The organism is Streptomyces sp. NRRL F-5650, assembly GCF_000721365.1.
GTDB classification, from domain to species: Bacteria; Actinomycetota; Actinomycetes; order Streptomycetales; family Streptomycetaceae; genus Streptomyces; species Streptomyces ardesiacus.
Genome location: NZ_JOGV01000037.1, coordinates 23,760 through 43,967 on the forward strand (window position 1 = coordinate 23,760; position 20,208 = coordinate 43,967).

Consider the following 20,208-nt stretch of genomic DNA (forward strand, 5'->3'; position numbering starts at 1 on the left):
CCGCGTTGATACGACATCGGGCCCGTCCCGCCGAAGGAGCCGTACATGAAGGAAGTCCTCCCGCTCGCCGAGGGCTGGAGCCTGAGCCACAGCGACAACCCGCTGCCCGCCCAGGTCCCCGGCTGCGTCCACACCGACCTGCTCGCCGCCGGCCTGATCCCGGACCCCTTCCTCGGCGTCAACGAGCCCGCCGTCGCCTGGGTCGGACAGCGGGCCTGGACCTACGTCCGCGACCTGCCGGCCTCCGACACCGCAGGGGAGGGGCACGAGCGGACCGACCTGGTCTTCGACGGACTCGACACCGCCGCGACCATCACGCTGGACGGCCGGGAGGTGGGCCGCACCCGGAACATGCACCGGCGTTACCGCTTCGACGTCACCGGCCGCCACGGGCGCCTGGAGGTGGACTTCGCCTCCGCCTACGACGAGGCGGCCTCGGTGCGGGCACTGACGGGGGAGCGCCCCAACGTCTACCCGGAGCCGTTCCAGTACATCCGCAAGATGGCCAGCAGCTTCGGCTGGGACTGGGGCCCGACCCTGGTGACCGCCGGCATCTGGCGCCCGGTCCGGCTGGAACGCTGGTCGACGGCCCGGCTCGCCGACGTACGCCCCCTGGTGACGGTCCACGACGGCACCGGCCGCGTCGAGGTACGCGTCGAGATCGAGCGGACCGCGCAGGGGACGGCCCGCCCGCTCGCCGTACGTGCCACCGTCGGGGACGGCCTCGCCGAGGCGCGCGGGGTGGTGGAGGGGACACACGCCGTACTGACGATGGAGGTGCCCGAAGCCGCCCTCTGGTGGCCTCGCGGATACGGTGACCAGCCCCTGTACGACCTGGAACTCGCCCTGGTCGAGGCGGCCGGCGAAGAGCGGCCCCTCGACTCCTGGCACCGGCGCATAGGCTTCCGGACCGTGGAACTGGACCGCTCGGCGGACGAGCACGGCACCGGCTTCACCCTCGTCGTCAACGGCGAACGGATCTTCGCGCGCGGGGTCAACTGGATCCCCGACGACGTGTTCCCGTCCCGGATCACCCCCGAGCGCTACCGCACCCGGCTGCGCCAGACGGCCGACGCGGGCGTGGACCTGGTGCGGATATGGGGTGGCGGCATCTATGAGGACGACGCCTTCTACGACGCCTGCGACGAGCTGGGTCTCATGGTCTGGCAGGACTTCCTCTTCGCCTGCGCCGCCTATCCCGAGGAGCAGCCGCTGCGCGGCGAGGTCGAGGCCGAGGCTCGCGACAACGTTGTCCGGCTGATGCCGCACCCCTCGCTCGTGCTGTGGAACGGCAACAACGAGAACCTCTGGGGCTTCCGCGACTGGGACTGGGAGCCCGAGCTGCGCGGCGACTCCTGGGGCGGTGGCTACTACCTGGACCTGCTTCCACGGATCGTCGCCGAACTCGACCCCACCCGCCCCTACACGGCGGGCAGCCCCTGGTCCGGCTCCTGGGACCACCACCCCAACGACCCGGCCCACGGCACTCACCACTCGTGGGAGGTCTGGAACCGCCGGGACTACGCCGAATACCGCGACTCGGTGCCGCGCTTCGTGTCGGAGTTCGGCTGGCAGGCGCCGCCCGCGATGGCGACCCTGCGGCGCGCGCTGCCCGGCGAACGGCTCGCGCCCGACTCGCCCGGCATGCTGCACCACCAGAAGGCGGAGGACGGCAACGGCAAGCTGAACCGGGGCGTGGAGCGCCACTTCGTGCTGCCCGAGGGCGACTTCGACCGCTGGCACTACCTCACCCAGGTCGTGCAGGCCCGCGCGATCGCCACCGGGATCGAGCACTGGCGTTCGCACTGGCCCGTGTGCGCGGGCACGATCGTCTGGCAGATCAACGACTGCTGGCCGGTCAGCTCCTGGGCGGCCATCGACGGCGACGGCCGGCTCAAGCCGCTGTACCACGAGCTGCGCCGGGTCTACGCGGACCGGCTCCTCACGCTCCAGCCGGGCGACGGTGACGACGGCCTCCCCGTCCTCGCCGCCGTCAACCAGTCCGCCGAGCCCTGGCAGGCGCGCATCAGACTGCGACGCCTGCGGGCGGACGGCTCCGAGGTGGCCGAGCATGTGATCGACGTGACCGTCGCGGCCCGCGCGGTGCACCGCCGGACCGTGCCGCAGGACCTGGCCCCCGCCCAGGGGTCCGCCAAGGAGTTCCTCGTCGCGGACAGCGAGGACCTGCGCAGCGTGTACCTGCCCGTGACGGACCGCGAGTTCGCCTACCCGGTCCCGCACTACGACGTGGCCGTGGAGTCCCCGATGGGTGCCGGGACGGGTAATGTCGAGGTCGTGGTAACCGCACACACCCTCGTACGCGACCTCCTCCTGCAGGCCGACCGGCTCGGACCGGCCGCGGTCTGCGACACCGGACTGCGCACCCTCCTCCCCGGCGAACAACTCCGCCTGAGGGTCACGGGCGCTGCCGACACCGGGGCCAATGCCGTCCGCGCGGCGCTGTTCTGCGTGGAACCGGCGTGAGCGCACCGTCGGTACGCGTCACCATCAAGGACGTCGCCGCGGCCGCCGGCGTGTCCAAGGGTGCCGTGTCCCTGGCGTTCAACGACAAGCCGGGGGTGTCCGACGCCACCCGGGAGCGGATCTTCGCGGCGGCCCGGCAACTGGGCTGGGCTCCGAACTCCTCGGCCCGCAGCCTGTCGCGCCAGTCCGTCGACACCGTCGGCCTGGCGATCTGCCGGCCCGCCCGGCTGCTCGGCCTGGAGCCGTTCTACATGGAGTTCGTCTCCGGCATCGAGAGCGTGCTGGCCGAGCGCGACTGCTCGTTGCTGCTGCGCCTGGTCGGCTCGCTGGAGGAGGAGATCGGGTTGCAGGAACGCTGGTGGCGGGAGCGGCAGATTGGGGGCTCGATCCTGGTCGACTTCCATCACGAGGATCCACGGATCGCCCCGCTGCGGCGCATCGGCCTCCCTGCTGTGGCGGTCGGTCACCCGTCCCTCACGGGCGGATTCCCGTCGGTGTGGACCGACGACGACGCGGCCGTCGCCGAGGCGGTGCGCTACCTGGCGGTGCTGGGGCACCGGCGCATCGCGCACGTGGGCGGTCCCCGGGGGCTCGGGCACAGCGCCATCCGGACGACCGCGTTCGAACGGACCATGAGCGAACTCGGCCTCGACGGCGGACCGCACGTCGAGACGGCCTTCTCGGGCGAGGACGGCGCGCGGGCCACACGCTCCCTGCTGCTGTCCGCCGAGCGCCCCACGGCGATCCTCTACGACAACGACATCATGGCGGTCGCCGGACTCGGTGTCGCCGCCGAGATGGGTGTCTCCGTGCCGGACGACCTGTCACTGCTGGCGTGGGACGACTCCCAGCTGTGCCGGCTCACCCATCCGACGCTCTCGGCGATGAGCCACGACGTGCACGGGTTCGGTGCGCAGGTCGCGCGGGTGCTGTTCGAGGTACTGGCGGGCCACGACGTGACCTCCGGGCCCGTCGCGACGCCCTCGCTGGTACCGCGGGCGTCGACCGCACCGCCCCCGTCGTAGAGGGGCGGGCAGAGACGGTCCAGGGGCGCGGCGTCATGCCGCGCCCCTTCGCGTGTCACCGAGAGCGCCGTGGAAATGCCCCCGGACCGCGGCAGGTGCACCGGAAGTTTCACCCAAGGGCACTGCACATGGGTACTGCCCATGAGAGCGAAGAGCTGCCCCGTGAGCCGCACGGCTCCAGCAGAGTCACAAAACCGGTTAAGCGCTGGTTTCGTGAACGCGCGATGCAGCTCCGCTCCCTTCGGGGAGCTGTTGCCGGGCCGCCGCCGCCGCACCGATGAGCCCGGCGTCCCGTGCCAGAGCGGCGGGACGCACCTTGAGATCACGCACGAAGTCGAGGACCGCGAAATCGCGCAGATGGCGGCGCAGGGGCGTGAACAGCGTCTCGCCCGCCTGTGCGACACCGCCTCCGATGACCGCGACCTCGATCTCCAGCAACGCCGCGCTGCCCGCGATCGCGGCGGCCAGCGCCCGGGCCGAACGGTCGTAGGCAGCCAGGGCACGCTCGTCGCCCTCGCGTGCGGACGCGGCGACCGCGGCGGCCGAGGGCTGCGAACCCGGCCCCGGCGACCAGCCCGTCTGCACGGCGTAACGGGTGATGGCGGTCCCACTGGCGTACCCCTCGACACATCCCCGCGCCCCGCAGGCGCAGGGCGGTCCGTCGATGCCGACGGAGATGTGGCCTATGTGCCCGGCGTTGCCCGAAGGGCCGGGATGCAGTCGGCCGCCCAGGACGTATCCGCCCCCGACGCCCGTCGAGACGACCATGCACAGGGCGTTGTTCACGCCCCGAGCAGCCCCCAGCCAGTGTTCGGCGGCGGCCATGGCCACGGCGTCCCCGAGCAGGACCGGTTCGAGACCGGTGAGGAGCAGCGGATGGGCGCGCACACTCTCGACGAGGGGGAAGTCCCGCCAGGCGGGAATGTTCACGGGGCTGACCGTGCCGGCCGCTGTGTCGACGGGGCCTGCGCTGGCGATGCCCACACCACGCACGGTGCCCCAGGCGGGGGCGGCCGACAGGGTGTCGATCACGGCGTCGATCGTCCGTGCCATGCGTTGGGCGGACTCCCGCGCGGGTGTGGGGAGTTCGGCTCGGTGGACGACGGACCCCCCTTCGTCCACCAGCGCTCCCGCGATTTTGGTCCCTCCGATGTCCAGGGCGGCGTACACCGATGTGGTCCTTTCTCCAGTCGGTCACCGGAAACCTCGAAGCGTGATGTGGACGCGACGAGGAAACCGGTGATGCGACAACGTTGTCATTACAGAGAAGCGAACGAGTTCTGGGCGATCGCGCTGTGCTCGTCCGGGAGCAGGCCCACGGTGGCCACGAACAGCGTTCCTTCGCCCTCGACCAGGACGTCCTGGTCCGAGGCGGGAAGGAAGCAGGAGGCGCCGGGGCCGAGGCGCAGCGGCTCGGAGTTCCCGGTCCTCGTGCTCAGTCGGGCCGATCCGTCCGCACAGAAGGCGATGCGGGGGCCGGACGCGGGTACGAGGGGCCCGCCGGAGCCGTCGAGATCGGTCCTGTAGAGCGCGAACTCCGCCACCGGGCAGTCGTACAGCCAGGTTGAACCCGGCCCCGGGACGCTCCTCGGCACGACCACCGGCACGCGCACCGCCGGGTCGGTGATCCGTAGCAGCTCCGGCACGTTCACCTCCTTGGACGTCAGTCCCGCGCGCAGCACGTTGTCCGAGTTGGCGAGCAGTTCCAGGCCGACCCCGTACACGTAGGCGTGCAGTCCGCCCGCCGGCATGAACAGGGCGGTGCCCGGCTCCAGAACCCGGTGGTCCAGCAACAGGGAAGCCGCCAGGCCGAGGTCTTCGGGATGATGTCCTGACATGCGTTCCACCGCCGCGTACGCGGCCGCGTGAGGGTGCGCGGACCGCGCCAGGCGGCGGCTCGACGCCACGACGGCGGAAGCCAGCGGCGCGCGATCGTCCGGCGCCCGTTCGAGCAGGGCGCGCAGGGCCTCGGAGAGGGCTTGCTCACCGGTGCCGGCTCGCAGTAGTCCGATCACCGGGCGAAGGTCGTCGACCCCGAGGCTCTCCAGGAGGTTTGCGGCCTCCTCGCGGTCGCGGAATCCGGCCAGGACCTCGAAGCGGCTGAGCGCGTAGAGCAGTTCGGGCTTGGGCCAGTCGTCCGCGTAGGGGCCGTGACCGCCGCGGGCCTGCTGGGCGGCGAACGCCGAGCGGGCCTGGTCCCGGTCCGGATGCACCTGGATGGACAGCGGCTGCTCGGCGGCCAGCACCTTCAGCAGGAACGGCAGCCTGCCTCCGAACGTCCGGGCGCAGGCGCCCCCCAGCTCCCCGTCCGGATCGCCGGCCACGGCGTCCAGGAGTGTCGTGGCCCGTCCGTCGCGGGTCAGCCCCGAGGGGCCGGACGGATGCGCGCCCATCCACAACTCCGCCTCCGGCCCGGCCGACGGGGTGTCCCTCCCCTGCAGCCGGGCCAGTGCATCGCGTGAACCCCATGCGTACGGCTTGATGATCGGTTGAAGTAGATCCACGGTCGTACGTTAACCGTGTCTGAACAGATTCCGTGAGCTGCCTGGGTCCCGTTATTGAACCGGTATAGTTGGTGCGGTCGGCTTTCCTTCACACTGACGAGCAGGCTGTTCCATTCAGCGTGAAGGAGTCCGGAACGCCGTTCGTGCCGGCTTGCGAGGCGCCGCTGAACCCGAAGTTCACGGTCGCTCCGGGTGCGATGGACGTGTTGTAGCTCGAGGGGTGGGTCACGGTTACGCTGCGACCGTCCTGGACGCGGGTGGCGTTCCAGATCTGCGTGACGGACTGGCCACCGGGGAAGGTGAACGACAGCTCTCACTGGTCGACCGCCGTGCTGCCGGTGTTGTGGATCGTGACGTCCGCGTTGAAGGTGGTTCCCCAGTCCGACAGTCGGTAGTCGACCCGGCACGGTGTGCCGGCCGTGGGTGACGCGGTGGGCGTGCCGGGCGGGTCCGGCGTGGTGGTCGGCTCGGGGGTCGTCGTCGGCTCTCCGGTGGAGGGCGAGGAGGACGGGGTGCGGGTCGGGGAGGTGCGACCGCTCTTGGCGGCCATGCGGGCGGAGTGGGCACGGAACACGTCGAGTTCCGGATCGCCCTGGGTGACGCCGAACTTCCCGTCGATCTCGCGGTCCTGGTACCACCAGAAGGCGCTGCCGTCACCGCCGGCCGCCTCGAAGTCGGCGTAGATCTCGCTCCACCAGGCCGCCCGGTCGACGTTGTGGACGTTGAACTCACCCATGAAGAAGGGCTTGCCGACCTTCTCGTGCGAGTCGGCGATCCAGGCCCGGACCAGCTCCTTCGTCTCGTCCAGAGTCAGGTCGGCCCAGTACTCGGTCGGGTAGGGATGCGCCGAGGTGAAGTCCAGGTACGGTGACTGCTGGAGGTGGACGAAGGGGTTGCCCTCGTCGCCGCCGAAGCCGTACTGCGTGCCGTGTCCCTCGATTCCGGCGCCGAGCAGGTGGTTGGGGTCGATCTCCTTGACGAAGGCCCCCATCTCGTCGACCCAGGCACGCAGCGTGGTCCCCTCGACGTTCTCCTCGTCGCTCTGGCCCTCGTAGCGCGGCTCGTTCATCAGATCCCAGGCGAAGATGGTCGGGTCGTCCTTGTACTTGACACCGCTGTAGTGGTTCGTCCGGTTGAGGGCATGGCTCACGTAGTTCTTGTAGGACGTGAAGCATCCCGGGCAGCGGTCCTTGTCGAAGAACGCGGCACGGGCGGGCTGCCCACCGGACAGCCCCTCCCAGCTCAGGCGCGTGTCGATGCCGCCGTATGCCTCCCAGTAGTTCTCGAAGACCGGCATGAGGCGCAGCCCGTGCGACCTGGCGGACTCGATGACGTAGTCGAAGAGCGCGAACTGCTGCTCGTCGTAGACGCCCTCGGACTTCTCGAAGCCGTGCCAGCTCTCGTGGCTGAACATCCACAGCCTCACGACGTCGACACCGCCGTCACGCATGCGTGCCATGTGGGCGTCGATGCGTTCCTTGTCCATGTACTGCGACTCGGTGTCGCCGGAACCCGACCCGAAGGTGAACAGGTCGTAGGCGTTGGCGCCGGCGACGTAGTACTCCTCGCCGTCGAGGCAGAAGCGGATCCCGCAGCGCGTGACGAAGGAGTCCTCGGTGGCGGCCGAGGCCGGGGGCGGGCGCATGAGCGACAGACACGCGCCCGCCAACGCGGCCACGAGCAGGAGCATCAGAAGCGTCACATACCGTCTGGATGAGGGGAGGGGGTGAGCATGCATAGCGGCTCCCTCGTTCGGAGGTGACTTGCATGTACCGGTTAACCAGGGAGGAACGTAGGGGCGTCTACTTCGACTGTCAATCAATCGCGCAGAGTGTGTTCTTGCAGGTAACTGCCCACTCTTGAACGTCTCTTGGCGCTGGGCAGAGCGTTTAGCGGTTTAGTGCGCCGGGGCTTCTCGACTTGCTGAGGCGAATCTTGAACCGTCTATTGACATGGATGGAACATCCGGTGCCTCATGGTGTGGCGCTGGGCGGTCCGCAGCCCCCTCCGGCTGCCTCGTCGTCCCCGTCACACCGCTTGTCCGGCGCCTGCTCCGCAACCCCCGACGCCTGTGAGGGTCTGCGCCGGGCGGCACCTTCGCCGTCTGACATCGTTGTCATCCGCATGCCCCGACACCGCGCGTCCAGCGCACCCGCTCAGGAGCCGTCACCCCGTCCCACTCACCCCCGAGGAGACACATGCGAAAGCCAGGAAGCACACTCATCACGACGGCGGGGATGGCGTTCGCCGCCGTCCTCGGCCTGCTGCTCTCACTCGCCGGGCCGTCAACCGGCAAGGCGGAGGCGGCGGACGGCGGTATCCACGTCAGCGACGGACGCGTCGTCGAGGGCAACGGCAACGCATTCGTCATGCGCGGCGTCAACCACGCCTACACCTGGTACCCCGACCAGACCAGCTCCATCGCCGACATCGCGGCCAAGGGTGCCAACACCGTCCGCGTCGTGCTCGGCAGTGGCGGCCGCTGGACGAAGACGAACGCCTCCCAAGTCTCCACACTCATCGAGCAGTGCAAGGAGAACAAGGTCATCTGCGTCCTGGAGGTGCACGACACCACCGGCTACGGCGAGGACGGCGCCGCGACCAGCCTGGACCAGGCGGCCGACTACTGGATCAGCGTGAAGAGCGCGCTGGAGGGCCAGGAGGACTACGTCGTCGTCAACATCGGCAACGAACCCTTCGGCAACACGAACTACACCGCGTGGACCGACGCCACCAAGGCGGCCATCACCAAGCTCCGCGACGCCGGCATCGACCACGCCCTCATGGTCGACGCACCCAACTGGGGCCAGGACTGGTCCGGCACGATGCGGTCCGACGCGGCCTCGGTCTTCGCCTCCGATCCCGACCGCAACACCGTCTTCTCCATCCACATGTACGGGGTCTACGACACCGCCGCCGAGGTACAGGACTACCTCAACGCCTTCGTCGGCAACGGACTCCCCATCGTCGTCGGCGAGTTCGGCGACCAGCACAGCGACGGCAACCCCGACGAGGACGCCATCATGGCGACGGCCCAGTCCCTCGGTGTGGGCTACATCGGCTGGTCCTGGAGCGGCAACGGCAGCGGGGTCGAGTACCTCGACATGGTCAACGGCTTCGACCCGAACTCGCTGACCAACTGGGGCGACCGCTTCTTCAACGGCAGCAACGGCATCGCCGCCACGTCCAAGACGGCCACCGTCTACGGCGGTGGTGACGACGGTGGCGGTGACGACGGCAGCACGGGCGGCACCGCTCCCAACGGCTACCCCTACTGCGTGAACGGCAGCGCCTCGGATCCCGACGGTGACGGGTGGGGCTGGGAGAACAGCCGGTCCTGTGTCGTCCGGGGTGGCGCGGCGGATCGCTGACCGGCGGATGCGGTAGTGCCCCGCCCAGGGGAAGTCCCAGGGGCGGGGCATTCGGCCGTACGCCGACGTCAGGCGTTGGCCACGGACGTGAGGATCCGAATTCGGGCCGCCTGGGTGCCGCTTCGTACAGCGCGACCAGGAGCTCCAGAAACGGATCACGGCCGGCCGCGCAGGTGTCCCGCTGCTCCGCCACCCGAAGGTGCAGGGCCGCGCAAGGATGAACGTGCGGGGTTTGAGAGGCGCAGAGATTCAGAGTTCGTCAGTCTGCGGCTCGTCGGTCGAGGTCACAGGTGGGTGGTAGACCCCACTGGAAAGGCTGGCGGAGCCTCGTCGTAGATGGAATATGAGTGGTGCTGCGTCCGGTGCAGGCATCGCTACACTCCGGATCCCCGCTTTCGAGTACGCGGAGCAGGGACGCCGTAACGACACGCGTCTTACGGCCGATGCGGGCTACTCGGAGTCTCTTCGCTCTTCGTGGGCATTCGGAGTTCCTGGTCATGCCCCTTCTTGTGGTGTAGGCGATCAGTCGTCTGATGCGGCGGGCAGGACGATCGTGTCGTCGGGATAGAGGGCGTCCATGCTCTCGTTGGAGAGGTAGCGGCGAGGAAAGGCGATCCATTCGTCGTGGAGTTCGGCGAGGACCGCGGTGGCCAGGCGGAGGACGGCGGCCGGGTTCGGGAAGACCTGGACGACATCGGTGCGGCGTTCGATCTCCCGGGTTCAGTCGCTCGAGCGGGTTCGTGGACTGGGCCAGCCCGGCACCAACCTGCTGTACTGGCTGAACCGCCGCCCCGCCCGGCTCACCGCGCTGCGCGCCCTGGCAGCCGGAAGCGGCCCGGTCACGCATGCCACCGTGGACAGCCTGCGGCCGGCCAAGGTGGCCGACAACCTCCGCATGCACCTGGTCGCCGGCGGTGCCCTGCCCGCGCGCGACGAACAACTCGCTGGCCTCGAACGCTGGCTTGCGACACGGACCGCACAGGTCTGTGCCCCGGGGAGCCGCAAGGTGCTCCAGGCGTACGTCACCTGGCACCTGCTGCGGCGCCTCCGTCGCTTCTCCCGACGCCGCCTGGTCAGCCAGGCACAAGCGCATGGCGTCCGCGCCCACGTCACCCAGTCATCCGGCTGCTCAACTGGCTCCACACCCAGGACGTCGCCCTCAGCGCATGCACCCAGGACCTTCTGGACGCCTGGCCGGACGACTACCCCGCCCGCGGCCCGCGCGTACACGGCTTCCTTGCCTGGAGCAGCCGCAACGGCCATACCCGCCATCTGGGCGTCGACCTTCCTGCCCCCACCTTCACCGGCCAGCTCATCGCTCAGGACACGCGCTGGCAGCCGGTCAACCGGCTCATCCACGACGGCGGGGTCCCGGTGCCTGACAAGGCGGCCGGGCTTCTCGCTCTCCTCTTCGCCCAGCACCTCAGCCGCAGCCAGCTCGTCCGTCGCCTCCGAGGGCTCGGCGTCCAACCACGCATGGCTCGCAATACCTGCCCTCGTCGAGTTGGCATCCGAACTGCCCGCGGTCATGGTCAGCCGACTTCTCGGTGTCCACCAGAACACCGCCGACTCCTGGAAGCGCATCGGCGGGCAGGACAACACCTACGCCGCCGAGGGAGCCGGCCGTACCTCGCCAGGGTCGCCAACCGCCTTGCGGAAGGCTGAACGGCGTCGAGACGGCCATCGCAGGCAGACAGGCTGACGGCCGCAGAACTGGCGGGCTCTCCATCGAGCGTTACAAAGGGCATGGTCATACACCAGCAGCTCGCCCCGGTGATCTTGTAGACCAGTGGATTCCCGCCTCGCGGAACGTCGGTAGAGCGGTCTGGCTGCGCGGGGCTGGTGGTCAGTAACCGACGGTGAAGCGCTGGCGGTGGTGGCGGGGCTGCTCGATCTCGTCGAGGAGGGCAACGGCGTAGTCCTCGACGGAGATGGTGCTGTCGCCGTTCTCGTCCGTGACGAGGTCGTCCAGAGCGGTCCGGTAGACGCCGGTGCGCTCACCGGGGGCAATCGTCGCCGCAGGGCTGAGGTTGGTCCAGTCGATGTCGGTGACGGTGCGGTAGTGGTCGAGGGCGTCGCCGTGGGCGTGCATGATCTGCAGGAGGAAGCCGGGCAGGCCGGGGGCGTCCCAGACCTGCTTGCCGTCGGGAGTGCGCAGGGAGCCGGCGCCGCCGACGGTGATCAGGCGGGGGGCCCGGGCGCCGAGGGAACGCAGACCTTCGGTGAGGGCTTCGGCGGCGGGCCGGATGGTGGCGAGGTGACCGGGGCCGTCGCCGCCGCCGACAGCGCTGACAACGACGTCCTGGTCCTTCGCGGCGTCGGTGACCGACTGCGGGTCAAGGACGTCGCCCGTGGTAATGGTCAGGTCGGCGTACCGTTCGGTGATCTTCGCGGTGTCGCGGACGACCGCGGTGACGCGGTGGCCCCGGCGCAGGGCCTCGCGCACGATGGCGGAGCCGATGGTGCCATTGGCGCCGAAGACAGCGATGTTCGTCATGGGATGTCCTCCGTGGTTCGTGGTGCCGCCGTGCGGTGTGTCAGGTGAGGGGACGGGGCGCTCGTCGAGGGCGCCGGTGAGCCTGGCAGTGCTGCTGGCGTCCAGGCGGTCGACGTGGACGGGGGGTGTTCGGATGCGGGAGGGGGTAGGCGCATCGGCGGCACCTGCGCACGGCGCCGCCGATGCCTCTCGTCAGCGGGCGAGCGGTTCACGGCACGAGGACGATGCGTCCGGGCAGGCCGCCCTCGGCGAGTCGTGCGTGGGCCTCGGCCGCGGCGGTCAGGGGGTAGGTCTGGGCGACGCGGGTGAAGAGTACGCCCTGGTCGGCGAGGCGGGCCAGGCGAACGAGGAGGGCGGCCTCGGACTGGACGCTGACGGCCTCGATGCGGATGCCGCGCTCGGAGGCGGGTTCGCTGCCGGGCCACAGGCCGGCGTAAGCGCCGTCGTCGCGGACGGCGGCGAGCGCGGCGGCACCCAGGCTCGCGGTGTCCAGGACACCGTCGAAGGACGCGGGCTCGAAGGTCTCGCCACGGGCCAGGAAGTGATCGGCGCCGCGGGCTCGGACGAAGTCCTCGAAGGCCGGGTCCCCGGTCCCGGTGACCTTCAGGCCCCGCTGGTGGGCCAGTTCCACCGCGTGGGCGCCCACCCCGCCGTGCGCGCCGACGACCAGCAGGCTCTGCCCCGGGTCCAGGTCGAGCAGGTCGAGCACCTGGGAGGCGGTCGTGGCGTTCAGCGGCAGCGTGGCGGCATGGACGTCGTCGAGGGAGGCGGGGGACGCAGCGAGGATGCCGGCGTCCACGACGATGTAGTCCGCGTGAGTGCCCAGCGGCTTGTGGTGCCCGGTCACCACCGCGAAGACGCGCTCGCCCACCGTCCAGTCGGCGCCGGGGCCGACGGCATCGACCACGCCGGCCACGTCGAAGCCGAGCCCGACAGGGCCCTGTCCGCCGAAGACACCGGAGCGCATAGCTACATCCACCGGGTTGATCGCGGCAGCCTTCACCTTGACGCGCACCTGTCCTTCGCCCGGTTCAGGGAGGGGGTGCTCGGTGATCTCGACGGCTTCGGGGCCCCCGAAGCGGGAAACAGTCGCGGCGCGCATGATCATGCTCTTCCTCCAGGCTCGGGCGGGTGCCGCCCGAGCGTTGAGTAGGGGTGACGTCCTGTCTCGCGGGCGCGGGCGAGAATCCACGCGGGGTTCACGCCGGGAGAATGTCCCGCTACAAACCGATTGGTCCTTACGTACGTTTGGTGCGTAACCCCATGTTGCGTCAGCCTGGAAGGGTCTACAAAAGGCACACGCGTGTGCGGAACCGGGAAGGCAGGTGCGTCATGCGGGCCGACGCGAATGACGAGCGGGCCGGCGTGCCGTCGGGGCCGTGCGCCCGCTGGCCGGCCGAGCAGGGCGAGACGATCCGGCAGATCGTGGACCGGGCCGGCGACAAGTGGACCGTGCTCGTGATCGGCACCCTGGAGCACGGCCCGCTGCGCTACACCGACCTGCAGCACGCCGTCACCGGCATCTCCCAGCGCATGCTCACCCACACCCTGCGCCAGCTCCAGCGCGACGGCCTGGTCACACGCACTGCCTACCCAGAAGTGCCCCCGCGCGTCGAATACGCCCTGACCGACCTGGGCACCACCCTCCTCGACGCCGTCACCGCCCTCGTCGACTGGGCGGGTACCCACCACGACGAGATCCAGGACAACCGCGCCCGCTACGACAGCGAGGCCACCGTCGGCTGATGCATGAGGTTCCTACCCGTGCACAGAGCATCGAAGCTATTGGCAACTGTCGCCAGCAGCGCCCCAAGAACACTGAGTCACCTGAGTCACCCTTGCGGCACACATTGCGCAACTTCTGATAGCCGGAACCATCAGCATCCTCGGCGGGCACGCTTGCCTCCTGAGTGGGGATGCCGGGGTAGGTGTGCGTCTTCAGGACTCGTCAGACGGGCAAGGACCAGGGAGCTGTGGCGCTTGTGTGGCGATGCAAGCCCTCGATCAACTTGCGACGGGAGAGGTCGACGATGACCGCGTGGTGATCGCTGAGCCCGGTGGTATCCAGTACGCAGACGTCTTCGACGGCCTGCACGCTCCAGGCATCCAGATGGCCGCGGTCGATTCGCCGGGGGCCGCCCTGACCGGAGGGAACATGCCCGGCGGTCGCAGCCAGGGCGGTCGTCTGGCCCAGTGGGATTGGCACGCTGCCCTACCGCGGCGCGGATGCCGCGCATACCGAGGATCTGCTGCGCGGCATCGAAGCGGCGCTGCGCCGCGCGCTTCTCGGCCAGTGGCGCGTCGGGCCGGGTTTGTGAGTACTTGAGTTCCAGCATGGTCAGCCAGTCAGGCTGCTGCCTTTCAGTGCCTCCTCGTACCCCTGGCGCCACCGCGTCGGCAGGATGCCGGGCTGTGACTCCGGGCCTCCGTCACGCTCCAGATTCCACAGCATGAGCCGGATGCGGTCCTGCGTGCTCACTGCCAACCTCCATCAAGGCGTAAAGAATTCCGTGGGCGGTCGGGCTGGGTCAGGTGTCGGTGACGAGGTAGGCGGGGGCCCCACCGCAGCGAGCCCGCTCGACGGCGTCGAGGCGGGCAAACGCACCCGGTGCCATCAGCTCCTGCCAGGTGGCGAGGTCGTGAACGGCCCACATGTCGTGCTCGGCGGGATCGAGGCGGATCCGGCCGAGCTGGTCGGCGCTCAGCCGGCCTCCGTCGAAGATGAGCCCCACCTTGTTCAGAGGCGACCGGGGCCCGGCCTGCACGAAGTGCGTCAGGAGCAGTTTCGGCGTACCCAGACCGAGTTCGAGGCCCGTCTCCTCGACAGCCTCCCGCCGAGCGGTCTGCAGCGGGTCCTCACCAGGTCCGTCGAGGTTGCCGCCAGGGAACTGCCAGAGCCGCGACCCGTAGACCGAGCGGAGCTGTACGGGTCTGTCGTGTGCGTCACGGATGTACAGGCAGCCGTACACCGTGTGGTGGGGGACGGTCTGCGCGTACTCGTCGGCTGTCATCGGCATGGGGCGGCCGGGTCGGGCGGGGCGGTGGTCGAAGGCGAGGGCGAGAACGCCGAGGGCTTCCTCGGCCGGCGGGTAGATGCCGCGGAGGTCGGCGAGCAGTTCGCCGGGCGCCCCGTCCGGGTGGATGCGTGCGGTGTCCTCCGAGCGGAGCAGGTCGTCGAACGAGGGGTATGGGGTAATCCGCTGAGCGATGACGTCGAGTTCCCGCCCGGTGTCCCGGTCGTGGAAGACGAGCGTGTCGCCCACGGCGACGGCGCGCCTGCTCGGGGTGGCCACCCTCACTTCGATCGTTTTGCGCCCTGCTTCCACCTGCCGGTAGTACCGCCCGAGCAGGTGCATGTGATGCTCGGGCGTATCGTCTCCGGCCGCCGGGCTAGGGACGGCTGGGATCGCTTGCTGGGTGTCGTCAGGCATACGTGCCTCCGTTTCGATGCTTTCCGTCCGCTCCGGTCGTGGGCGCGACGTCAACGAGTCCATTGGCGAGCTACGGCAGTTCGACCGGTCCGTAACGCGCGTGCGGCTGCCGCCGCATCAGGGCGTCGTACCGGTCTGCTGCCGAGAAGTGCCAGAACTCGGTCCCGTAGTTCGTGAAACCTGCGCCCTCCATGGCGTTGAGCAGGAGGGCGCGGTGGTGGCGCGCCTGGGCGCTGATGTTCGCGGCGCGCGTGTAGCAGGCGCCGTCGCTCTCCTCGGGGGAGGCGTTGACGCGGGTGCCGAGGTCGAGTTCGTGGCCGTCCTGGTCGACGAGGGTCACGTCCACGGCCGCGCCCGCGGAGTGAGGCGCGATCTCTGGCGGCGACACGTACCGGCTGGCGGCCTGGTGCAGATGCTCAGGTGTCCAGTCGGGGTGAGTGGCGGCCAGCTCGTCACGGTATTCGGTGAAGTAGCGCTGCTGGAGGACCAGCGGCCGGTAGCCCTCGATGAACAGCACGTCGGTGCCGGCGGGCAGGAGCGAGCGTGCGTGCTGCAACCGGGCCAGGACGCCTTCACGGACGTGGGCGAACGCCCCCAGCGGGTCTTGCCTGCGGGGGTCGACGCGGAAGTCGTGGTCGCGCACGTCGACGAGCGGCTCTCCGCACTCGCGCACGGGGATCGCCGCGACCTGCGGGTCGGACATCAACACCAGGTTCATCGAGTCTCCCTGTGACGGATTGCACTGAGGCCGCGAGGCGGGGGCGGCAGCGGGCAGACCGGTCTCGCGGACGATCCGGGCGACGGTGTCCCGCAGCGTGCTGTCAGCCGGGATCACGCTCTCCAGCCCGCCGGGCAGCAGATCTAGCTCGCGGTACCAGGAGGTGAGATGGTCGTCGGTGACCTGCGCCAGGTACGCGGCATCCGCCTTCGACGCGTGCCGTACCAACGTCGCTTCCAGCGGCACGTCCAGGTAGTAGCACTTGGAGACCCCGCGGTGATCCCGCACCAGAGACGCGATCATGCGGCCGTAGCGGTCGGCATACAGGATCCCTTCGAGTACGACGTGGAAGCCGGCGTCGAGGGCTGCGCGTGCGATCGTGCCCAGCAGGGCGATGTTGGCACCTCGGGCGGTGTCGTGTTCCCTGAGCACGTTCCGGCGGATCACGTCCTGGCCCACGATCGCGATACCGCGGCCGTAGTGATCCCGCAGGCTCTGGGCCACGCTCGACTTGCCCGACGCCGAGTTGCCGCGGATCACCACGAGGCGGGTATCTCGACGCCCGGTCGCTGTCGCAGCGGCCATGCGACTGGATGCGCCGGTCATGCGGGCCAGCCCGTCTCGCTGTACGGCTCGCCGTTCTGGATCTTCGCGATGGCCAGTCGGGTATAGGGGACGAGGTCGTCGGGAAGGGTGGCGGGGTCCCAGAATTTCCACTGGGTGCACTTGTCCGGCTCGCGCAGTACCGGCTCGCCACTCCAGGTACGGGCGCGGAAGAACAGGCCCATGCGGGGCGGGTTCCTGGGCTGACCGATGTGGTGGACGACATGGACGAGTTCCACGTCCTGGCGCTCGATGTGCAGCCCGGCTTCCTCCATCGCCTCCCTGATCAGGCAGTCGACGGCGCTCTCCTGCTCGCAGTGGCCGGCCAGGACGTGCCAGGTGGACGGCGCGAACGCGGAGTCGGGGTGGCGCAGCCCGAGCAGCACCGTCCCGTCAGGGCGTTCCAGGTAGAGGTGGACGCCGATGATGTTGGGGACCGTGCCGTGCGGTGACGCTGGACGCTGTTCCTCGGGCTCGGGTCCGCTCCGCATCGGCGGGAGGCTTGCGGCGTGGCGCCGTACGAGGTCGCTGGTCGTGTCCGCGATGCGCAGGCGGTGGAGGTCGTCGGGGGCGAACCAGGCGAGCATTACGCCTTCGGTCAGGTGGAGTTCGCGCGGGTCGCCGTTCCAGCGGCCTGCGTAGATGGCGATGGGCACGCTCACACCGTCGTCGTGGGAGGCGTACTCGGTGCCGAACGGGGACAGGTCGGCGAGATCGAGGCCGGCTTCCTCGGCGAGTTCGCGCCGCACGGTGTGTTCCAGGGTGGTGTCCTGGGGCTCTCGGCCGCCGCCCAGCAGGGACCACATGCCCGGCTCCCAGATCTGACCGGGGAAGTAGTCGCGCAGGTGGAGCAGGTACTCGCCGCGGTCGTTGTAGATCAGGGCCGAGGCGTTGGCCGTCTCCGGTTCGGCCTGGAGCGGGAGTTCGAGCAGTTTCTCGCGCAGTGCCGGGGAGGTCACCCGGTCCACAGGACGCCACTCGATGCCGCCGACCTCCTCTTCCTGCAGCGCGACCGACACCTCGGTCGTCTGCAGACGGAAGAGGAACCGCAGGTCGAAGTGCTGGTGTCCGGGCTCGCCCTTGCCCGGACGGGCGTCGATGTCGTGGATGTCGATGTCCAGCGGCACGGTCTCGTAGCCCGGCCACGGCGTGACGGCCCGAGACGGCATCCCGGTCTCCTCGTGCAGTTCACGCAGAGCCGCCGCTGCCAGGGAGTCGTCGGTGGGCTCAGTGTGTCCGCCGGGGAGGAGGACCTTCCCGCTGGCCAGGTGCAGCACGTGCAGGACGCGGCCGAGCTGGTCGACGACGATCGCGCTGCAGGTGACGTGCCCGGTGAAGGTCGAGCGGCTGGCGATGTCCTCGCCGGGCCGGTCGAGGGCGTCCAGGAGGACGCTGAGCTGCTCAGGCTCGTGAGGGTGACGGGCGAGGTAGGTATCGACGGTGGTGCGGATGTGGTGGTGCGACAACGGCATGGGGCACTACCTCAGAGGGACGTGGGGCGGAGGGAGCATAGGGAACGGGCTGGTGCCTCTATCCGGCGGACCGGTGGCCCGGCGCGGCCCGGTGATCAGGGGGCGTCGCCGCTCATCCGGCGTTGCAGCTCCCACAGGGTCCGGAACAGCCCTGGCTGCTGTGTGAGTTGGGCGTAGGTGCCCTCCTGGACGATCCGCCCTTCGTCCAGGACCACGATCCGGTCGGCGACGGCCACGTTGGTGAGGCGGTGCGTGATCAGGAGGATGGCGCGGTCCTTGGCCAGTTCGCGCAGGCCGGCGAAGATCCGGTGCTCGGCGCGGGCGTCGAGGGCGGCCGTGGGTTCGTCCATCACCAGCAGCGCTGCCTGCCGGTGGAACGCGCGGGTGAGGACCAGGCGCTGCCACTGCCCCCCGGAGAGCTGCTGTCCTCCGAACCACTCGCTGGTCAGGAGGGTGTTCAGGCCCGAGCGGAGATTGGGCAGCATCTCCGCGGCGCCGGACGCCTCGCACGCGGCGAGCAGGGCCGCGTCGCTGGTGTCGCCCTGCCCGAAGGTGATGTTGTCGCGCATCGTCAGCGGCAGGTAGGTGAACTTCTGCGGCACCAGCGCGACGTGCTCCCACGACCTCCACGGGTCCAGGTCCGCGGTGGAGGCGTGGTCCCAGGCCACGTCGCCCTCGGTGGGCAGCAGCAACCCGCACAGCAGGCGCGAGAGGGTTGTCTTGCCGGAGCCGTTCTCGCCGACCAGCGCCACGATCTCGCCGCGCTTCACGTGCAGGGAGACGTTGCTCAGGCTGTTCTTGGGGGCGCCGTCGTAGCGGTAGGTGACGTCGCGGACCTCGAAGCGCTCCGGGGCCGCGGTCACGTGCGCGGTGCCGCGGGAGTCGGTCATGGCCTGGCCGTGGGCGTTGTCGAGGAAGTTCTGCCAGTCCTGTACGTACCAGCCGGTGCGCACCAGGCGGGCCCCGCCGTTGATGATGCCGCGCACCGAGCCGGTGGCGGTCTGCAGGGCGAAGACGGCGCCGCCGCCGGCCGCCAGGCTCATCCGCCCGGAGGCCAGGAGCCACAGCAGCGCCACCCACACTGCGGCCGAGGCGACCCCGCCGGCCACGGCTCCGGCCAGTCCCATCCAGGCACCGGTGTTCGCGGCCTTGCGCTCGGCGGCGTTGACCGAGGCGGCCAGCCGGCGGTACCGGCCGATCAGGAAGGGGCCGGCCAGGCAGGCACGCATCTCCTCACTGGACTCCATGTAGGCCATGTGCCAGCGCAGCTTGCCCAGCATCCGGCGCCGCCCCGAGGTCTCCAGTCCGGCGAGGTAGATCACGCGGGCGGAGCGGACGTAGGCGGCGGCCTGCGGTATGCAGGCGAGGAAGAGAGTGGGAAGGAGCAGGGGGTGCAGGACGGTCAGGACAGTGGCGCCGGCCGCGAGCGTGGCGGTCGCTGCGAGGACGTCCTGGGCTTCTTCCACGAGGTCGGGGGTGACCTGGGCGCCGCGGTCGGCGATGTCGTAGGCGTCGTTGTAGCCGGGCTTGTTGTTCGCGGCCAGCTCGGCACCGAGCGCGGCCTCGATCATCGTCAGCTCCGCCTCCCGGCCGAGGACAGGGCGAAGTCGGCCGGTGAGCCAGACGACGGCGATGCCCAGCAGCGCGCGCAGGCCGGCGGCGGCGGCGATCACGGACAGTTGCGGGGCGGCGTCCCACAGTCGTGCGGTGATGTCGCCCGAGGAGACCAGTGCGGTGATCGTGCCCGTGACGGCCAGGAGGCCGAGGGCCGCAAGCACGCCGGTGCCGATCTGGCAGATCAGCAGGCCGATGGTGGCGCCGCGGTCCACGCGCCAGGCCATCTGCACCGAGCGCCGCACGAGCGAGGGAAGGCGCCGTGCCATGGTGCGGGAGGTCAGCAGGGCGCCGGCCTGGAGCCGCGACGCATCGCGGTACAGGTATTCCTCTTCTCGAACACCGGCGTCCTGCGGTGCGCCTGCCGGCACGGTCCCTTTCGGCGGTTGCGGCGGCGGATCCTGTGCAATGGCCGAGGTCATCGTTCCCCCTAGGACGGTCGCTGCGGCTGAGTCGTGAGGTCCAACGACACGGCTGCGATTTCGAACA

Annotated in this window: 16 protein-coding genes and 1 pseudogene; 4 read left to right on the forward strand and 13 right to left on the reverse strand. The window is 70.0% G+C overall.

The annotated features are described in order from the left end of the window. Positions 1-45 precede the first annotated feature (45 nt). Entirely contained in the window at positions 46-2,484 is a 2,439-nt protein-coding gene (locus tag IG88_RS0127795) for a glycoside hydrolase family 2 protein (RefSeq protein WP_031046859.1), read from the forward strand. After that, positions 2,481-3,509, forward strand: a complete 1,029-nt coding sequence (locus IG88_RS0127800) for a LacI family DNA-binding transcriptional regulator (protein ID WP_031046861.1) — start codon at positions 2,481-2,483, stop codon at positions 3,507-3,509. The genes IG88_RS0127795 and IG88_RS0127800 overlap by 4 nt, the downstream gene beginning before the upstream one ends. A 198-nt stretch (positions 3,510-3,707) precedes the next feature. Here IG88_RS0127800 and IG88_RS0127805 read toward each other — a convergent pair whose 3' ends face one another. The 4 genes from IG88_RS0127805 to IG88_RS0127815 all read right to left on the reverse strand — a co-directional run bounded on the left by IG88_RS0127805 (position 3,708) and on the right by IG88_RS0127815 (position 7,715). After that, positions 3,708-4,679, reverse strand: coding sequence for an ROK family protein (locus tag IG88_RS0127805; RefSeq protein WP_031046863.1), 972 nt, complete (start codon positions 4,677-4,679; stop codon positions 3,708-3,710). Positions 4,680-4,768: 89 nt separating this feature from the next. Further along, entirely contained in the window at positions 4,769-6,013 is a 1,245-nt protein-coding gene (gene manA / locus IG88_RS0127810) for a mannose-6-phosphate isomerase, class I (protein ID WP_063760650.1), read from the reverse strand. Positions 6,014-6,101: 88 nt separating this feature from the next. Then, a complete protein-coding gene (locus IG88_RS45335) occupies positions 6,102-6,323 on the reverse strand; it encodes a cellulose binding domain-containing protein (RefSeq protein ID WP_078861633.1) in 222 nt (73 codons plus the stop codon). Between the two features lie 3 nt (positions 6,324-6,326). Beyond that, a complete protein-coding gene (locus IG88_RS0127815) occupies positions 6,327-7,715 on the reverse strand; it encodes a cellulase family glycosylhydrolase (protein ID WP_158854085.1) in 1,389 nt (462 codons plus the stop codon). A gap of 496 nt (positions 7,716-8,211) precedes the next feature. On the opposite strand from IG88_RS0127815, the gene IG88_RS0127820 reads away from it, so the two are divergent. Continuing rightward, a complete protein-coding gene (locus tag IG88_RS0127820) occupies positions 8,212-9,384 on the forward strand; it encodes a cellulase family glycosylhydrolase (RefSeq protein ID WP_031046872.1) in 1,173 nt (390 codons plus the stop codon). A gap of 522 nt (positions 9,385-9,906) precedes the next feature. Here the strand turns inward: IG88_RS0127820 and IG88_RS41710 are convergent. The 3 genes and pseudogenes from IG88_RS41710 to IG88_RS0127835 all read right to left on the reverse strand — a co-directional run. Further along, positions 9,907-10,129, reverse strand: a pseudogene (locus tag IG88_RS41710) (transposase); the annotation flags it as partial. Between the two features lie 1,101 nt (positions 10,130-11,230). Continuing rightward, entirely contained in the window at positions 11,231-11,881 is a 651-nt protein-coding gene (locus IG88_RS0127830; RefSeq protein WP_031046878.1) for an NAD(P)-dependent oxidoreductase, read from the reverse strand. A 208-nt stretch (positions 11,882-12,089) separates the two neighbouring features. Beyond that, positions 12,090-12,983 carry an NADP-dependent oxidoreductase gene (locus IG88_RS0127835; protein ID WP_031046881.1) on the reverse strand — a complete coding sequence of 298 codons (894 nt, stop codon included), beginning with the start codon at positions 12,981-12,983 and terminating at the stop codon, positions 12,090-12,092. A gap of 230 nt (positions 12,984-13,213) precedes the next feature. Between IG88_RS0127835 and IG88_RS39160 the strand changes: the two genes are divergently transcribed. Next, entirely contained in the window at positions 13,214-13,627 is a 414-nt protein-coding gene (locus tag IG88_RS39160) for a winged helix-turn-helix transcriptional regulator (protein WP_051852095.1), read from the forward strand. Positions 13,628-13,829: 202 nt separating this feature from the next. Here IG88_RS39160 and IG88_RS43485 read toward each other — a convergent pair whose 3' ends face one another. The 6 genes from IG88_RS43485 to IG88_RS0127870 all read right to left on the reverse strand — a co-directional run bounded on the left by IG88_RS43485 (position 13,830) and on the right by IG88_RS0127870 (position 20,141). Further along, entirely contained in the window at positions 13,830-14,087 is a 258-nt protein-coding gene (locus IG88_RS43485) for a hypothetical protein (RefSeq protein WP_158854088.1), read from the reverse strand. A gap of 132 nt (positions 14,088-14,219) precedes the next feature. Beyond that, complete coding sequence (locus IG88_RS43490) at positions 14,220-14,360, reverse strand: hypothetical protein (protein ID WP_158854091.1); 141 nt, start codon at positions 14,358-14,360, stop codon at positions 14,220-14,222. Positions 14,361-14,409: 49 nt separating this feature from the next. Then, a complete protein-coding gene (locus tag IG88_RS0127855) occupies positions 14,410-15,237 on the reverse strand; it encodes an NUDIX domain-containing protein (RefSeq protein WP_037836836.1) in 828 nt (275 codons plus the stop codon). A gap of 145 nt (positions 15,238-15,382) precedes the next feature. Next, positions 15,383-16,570, reverse strand: coding sequence for a M15 family metallopeptidase (locus IG88_RS43865; RefSeq protein WP_234332329.1), 1,188 nt, complete (start codon positions 16,568-16,570; stop codon positions 15,383-15,385). A 62-nt stretch (positions 16,571-16,632) separates the two neighbouring features. Then, positions 16,633-18,105 carry an NUDIX domain-containing protein gene (locus tag IG88_RS0127865; RefSeq protein ID WP_031046889.1) on the reverse strand — a complete coding sequence of 491 codons (1,473 nt, stop codon included), beginning with the start codon at positions 18,103-18,105 and terminating at the stop codon, positions 16,633-16,635. A gap of 95 nt (positions 18,106-18,200) precedes the next feature. Beyond that, the gene (locus IG88_RS0127870; RefSeq protein WP_031046891.1) at positions 18,201-20,141 is read right to left on the reverse strand and encodes an ATP-binding cassette domain-containing protein; all 1,941 of its coding nucleotides are present in this window, start codon (positions 20,139-20,141) and stop codon (positions 18,201-18,203) included. Between the last annotated feature and the right edge of the window lie 67 nt (positions 20,142-20,208).

What these genes read in the sequence shown, in the direction of transcription:
- IG88_RS0127795 (WP_031046859.1), top strand. Translation starts at nt 46, where the DNA reads ATGAAGGAAGTCCTCCCGCTCGCCGAGGGCTGGAGCCTGAGCCACAGC.
- IG88_RS0127820 (WP_031046872.1), top strand. Translation starts at nt 8,212, where the DNA reads ATGCGAAAGCCAGGAAGCACACTCATCACGACGGCGGGGATGGCGTTC.
- IG88_RS0127830 (WP_031046878.1), bottom strand. Translation starts at nt 11,881, where the DNA reads ATGACGAACATCGCTGTCTTCGGCGCCAATGGCACCATCGGCTCCGCC.
- IG88_RS0127835 (WP_031046881.1), bottom strand. Translation starts at nt 12,983, where the DNA reads ATGCGCGCCGCGACTGTTTCCCGCTTCGGGGGCCCCGAAGCCGTCGAG.
- IG88_RS39160 (WP_051852095.1), top strand. Translation starts at nt 13,214, where the DNA reads ATGCGGGCCGACGCGAATGACGAGCGGGCCGGCGTGCCGTCGGGGCCG.
- IG88_RS0127855 (WP_037836836.1), bottom strand. Translation starts at nt 15,237, where the DNA reads ATGCACCTGCTCGGGCGGTACTACCGGCAGGTGGAAGCAGGGCGCAAA.
- IG88_RS0127865 (WP_031046889.1), bottom strand. Translation starts at nt 18,105, where the DNA reads ATGCCGTTGTCGCACCACCACATCCGCACCACCGTCGATACCTACCTC.
- IG88_RS0127870 (WP_031046891.1), bottom strand. Translation starts at nt 20,141, where the DNA reads ATGACCTCGGCCATTGCACAGGATCCGCCGCCGCAACCGCCGAAAGGG.